We start from the raw sequence: 3,365 nt of genomic DNA on the forward strand, positions 1-3,365 counted from the left end.
CCGTGGGCCGATCCACTCGATCAGCCCGGCATTGGTCACGATGGCCGCGTCCTCGATGCTCGAGTAGCGGCCCTCGGCCATGGTTGCCACATGGCAATGCTGCCAGAGGGTTCTCATGCACAATCTCCTTTGCTAGCGGTGCAACTCGACCGGCTCCGATACCGGCTGGCCCTGCCCTGCCCGCGGCTTGCACCACAGCAGGTAGGAGGCCACCAGGAACACCACCCAGACCACCCCGACCAGCAAGGCCGGCTGGCTGTCCGGGAAGTAGCCGAGCACGCCAAAGATGAACACCATGAACGCAATGGCCATGGCCGGGCCGTATGGCCAGAACGGAACCGGGAACTTGAGCTGGGCAACCTCTTCACGGCTCATGCTGCGGCGCATGGCCACCTGGGTGACCAGGATCATCAGCCACACCCAAACGGTGGCGAAGGTGGCGATGGAGGCAATCAGCAGGAACACGTTTTCCGGGATCAGGTAGTTCAGCAGCACACCGACCAGCAGTGCGGCGCCCATCACCACCACGGTCATCCACGGCACGCCATGCTTCGACAGCTTGCTGAAGCTGCGCGGGGCGTGACCTTGCTGGGCCAGGCCGTACATCATGCGGCCGGCGCCGAAGATGTCGCTGTTGATGGCGGAGATCGCGGCGGAAATCACCACCACGTTCAGCACTGCGGCGGCAGAGCCAATGCCCAGGTTGCTGAATATCTGCACGAACGGGCTGCCCTCGCTACCGATCTGCGGCCATGGGTACAGGCACATCAGTACAAACAGGGTAAGCACATAGAACAGCAGGATGCGCAGGGGCACGGCGTTGATCGCCTTGGGGATGACCCGCTGCGGGTCCTTGGCTTCACCGGCGGTGACGCCGATGATCTCGATACCGCCGAAGGCGAACATCACCACGGCAAAGGACGCGATCAGGCCGCCTACGCCATTGGGCATGAAGCCGCCATGCTCGAACAGATTGCTGGCGCCCACCGCCTGCCCGGTACCTACCTGGCGGAAGCCGAAGGCCATGATGCCGAGGCCGGCCAGGATCATCGCCACGATGGCGCCGACCTTGAGCAGCGACAGCCAGAACTCCATCTCGCCGAACACCTTGACGTTGCACAGGTTGAGGCCGCCGATCAGGAACACGATGCCCAGCACCCAGATCCAGCGGGCCACTTCCGGGAACCAGAAGCCCATGTAGATACCGAAGGCGGTGACGTCGGCAATGGCGACGATGACCATCTCGAAGGCGTAGGTCCAGCCGAGGATGAAGCCGGCCATGGGCCCCAGGTAGGTGCTGGCGTAGTGGCCGAAGGACCCGGCAACCGGGTTGTGCACGGCCATTTCACCGAGCGCGCGCATGACCATGAACACGGCGGCGCCGCCGATCAGGTAGGCCAGCAGAACAGCCGGGCCGGCCATCTGGATGGCCGAGGCGGAACCGTAGAAAAGCCCGGTACCGATAGCGGAACCGAGCGCCATGAAACGGATGTGCCGGGCACTTAGCCCGCGCTTGAGACCTTCAGCTTGTTGCATGTCACGTCCTTAAATTGTTTTTGTGGTCGTGAGATCGATAGGGGCTGCCTTGCAGCCCAATCGCCGGCAAGCCAGCTCCCACAGAGACAGGGTTTGCGCCGTCAATGTGGGAGCTGGCTTGCCGGCGATGGGCCGCACAGCGGCCCCGGGAGCATTACAGGCTTGGCAGTACACCCGCCGGCAGCAAGCCGGTCAGGCTACCCTTGGCCAACAGTTCCACAGCCTTTTCGATGTCTGGTGCGAAGAAGCGGTCACGGTCGTAGTGCGGCACTTCGCTGCGCAGCGCCTGGCGCGCCTGCTCCAGCTTGGCCGAGGTCTTCAGGCCTTTGCGCAGGTCAAGGCCCTGGCAGGCGCCCAGCCATTCGATGGCCAGCACGCCGCGGGTGTTCTCGGCCATTTCCCACAAGCGCTTGCCGGCAGCCGGGGCCATCGAGACGTGGTCTTCCTGGTTGGCCGAGGTCGGCAGGCTGTCGACGCTGTGCGGGTGCGACAGGGCCTTGTTTTCGCTGGCCAGGGCGGCTGCGGTGACCTGGGCGATCATGAAGCCGGAGTTGACCCCACCGTTTTCCACCAGGAACGGCGGCAGCTGGGACATGTGCTTGTCCATCATCAACGAGATGCGGCGCTCGCTGAGCGAGCCGATTTCGGCAATGGCCAGGGCGAGGTTGTCGGCGGCCATGGCCACGGGCTCGGCGTGGAAGTTACCGCCGGAAATCACGTCTCCTTCGGCCGCGAATACCAGCGGGTTGTCCGACACGGCGTTGGCTTCGATACCCAGCACCTCGGCAGCCTGGCGCAACTGGGTCAGGCAGGCGCCCATGACCTGTGGCTGGCAGCGCAGCGAGTACGGGTCCTGGACCTTGTCGCAGTTCTTGTGCGACAGCGACACTTCGCTGGAATCGCCCAGCAGGTCGCGGAAGCAGGCAGCCGTGTCGATCTGGCCGCGCTGGCCACGCACCGCATGCACCCGTGCATCGAACGGCGAACGCGAACCCAGCGCCGCTTCCACGGTCAGGCCGCCACAGGCGATGGCAGCGGCGTAAAGGTCTTCGGCATGGAACAGGCCACGCAAGGCATACGCGGTAGAAGCCTGGGTACCGTTGAGCAGGGCGAGGCCTTCTTTGGCGGCCAGGGTCAGCGGCTCCAGGCCGGCGACTGCCAGCGCTTCAGTGGCCGGCAGCCACTGGCCCTTGTAACGCGCCTTGCCTTCACCCAGCAGCACCAGCGACATATGCGCCAGCGGTGCCAGGTCACCGGATGCCCCCACCGACCCCTTGAGCGGGATGTGTGGGTAGACCTCGGCATTGATCAGGGCGATCAGCGCATCGATTACCTTGCGACGAATGCCGGAGAAGCCACGGCTTAGGCTGTTGACCTTGAGCACCATGATCAGCCGCACCAGGCTGTCGTCCAGCGGTGCTCCGATGCCGGCAGCGTGCGACAGCACCAGCGAGCGCTGCAGGTTTTCCAGGTCGTGACTGGCGATGCGGGTCGAGGCCAGCAGGCCGAAACCGGTGTTGATGCCGTAGGCCGTGCGGTCTTCGGCGAGAATCTGTTCAACGCAGGCGACGCTGTCGTTGATCGGCTGGTCGGCGCTGGCATCCAGTTGCAGGCGCACGGGCGCGGCATGGATTGCGCGCAGCTGGGCCAAGGTCATGGTGCCGGGCTTGAGGTTCAATTCGGTCACTTCGCTACTCCAATCGCGTGGAACCGCAGGCCCATCTGTGGGTGCCTGCGCGCTCCTTCTTGTTGTTCAGTATCACCCCTTGCGGGGTGCGATCCAAAGCGCGGCTATCAGCCGGTGATCATCGGCAGGTCCAGGCCCTGCT

3 protein-coding genes are annotated in these 3,365 nt (G+C 64.5%); all 3 read right to left on the reverse strand.

Annotated features, from left to right (window positions below):
- On the reverse strand, nt 1-117 hold a 117-nt coding region (locus HP546_RS31930; protein WP_372242470.1), incomplete at its 3' end, for a hypothetical protein.
- A gap of 15 nt (nt 118-132) precedes the next feature.
- Nucleotides 133-1,536 carry an amino acid permease gene (locus HP546_RS27970; RefSeq protein ID WP_172232385.1) on the reverse strand — a complete coding sequence of 468 codons (1,404 nt, stop codon included), beginning with the start codon at nt 1,534-1,536 and terminating at the stop codon, nt 133-135.
- 154 nt (nt 1,537-1,690) lie between these two features.
- Nucleotides 1,691-3,223, reverse strand: coding sequence for a histidine ammonia-lyase (gene hutH / locus HP546_RS27975; RefSeq protein ID WP_172232388.1), 1,533 nt, complete (start codon nt 3,221-3,223; stop codon nt 1,691-1,693).
- Nucleotides 3,224-3,365: the final 142 nt, after the last annotated feature.

Source organism: Pseudomonas sp. CM25, from assembly GCF_013179705.1.
GTDB lineage: Bacteria > Pseudomonadota > Gammaproteobacteria > Pseudomonadales > Pseudomonadaceae > Aquipseudomonas.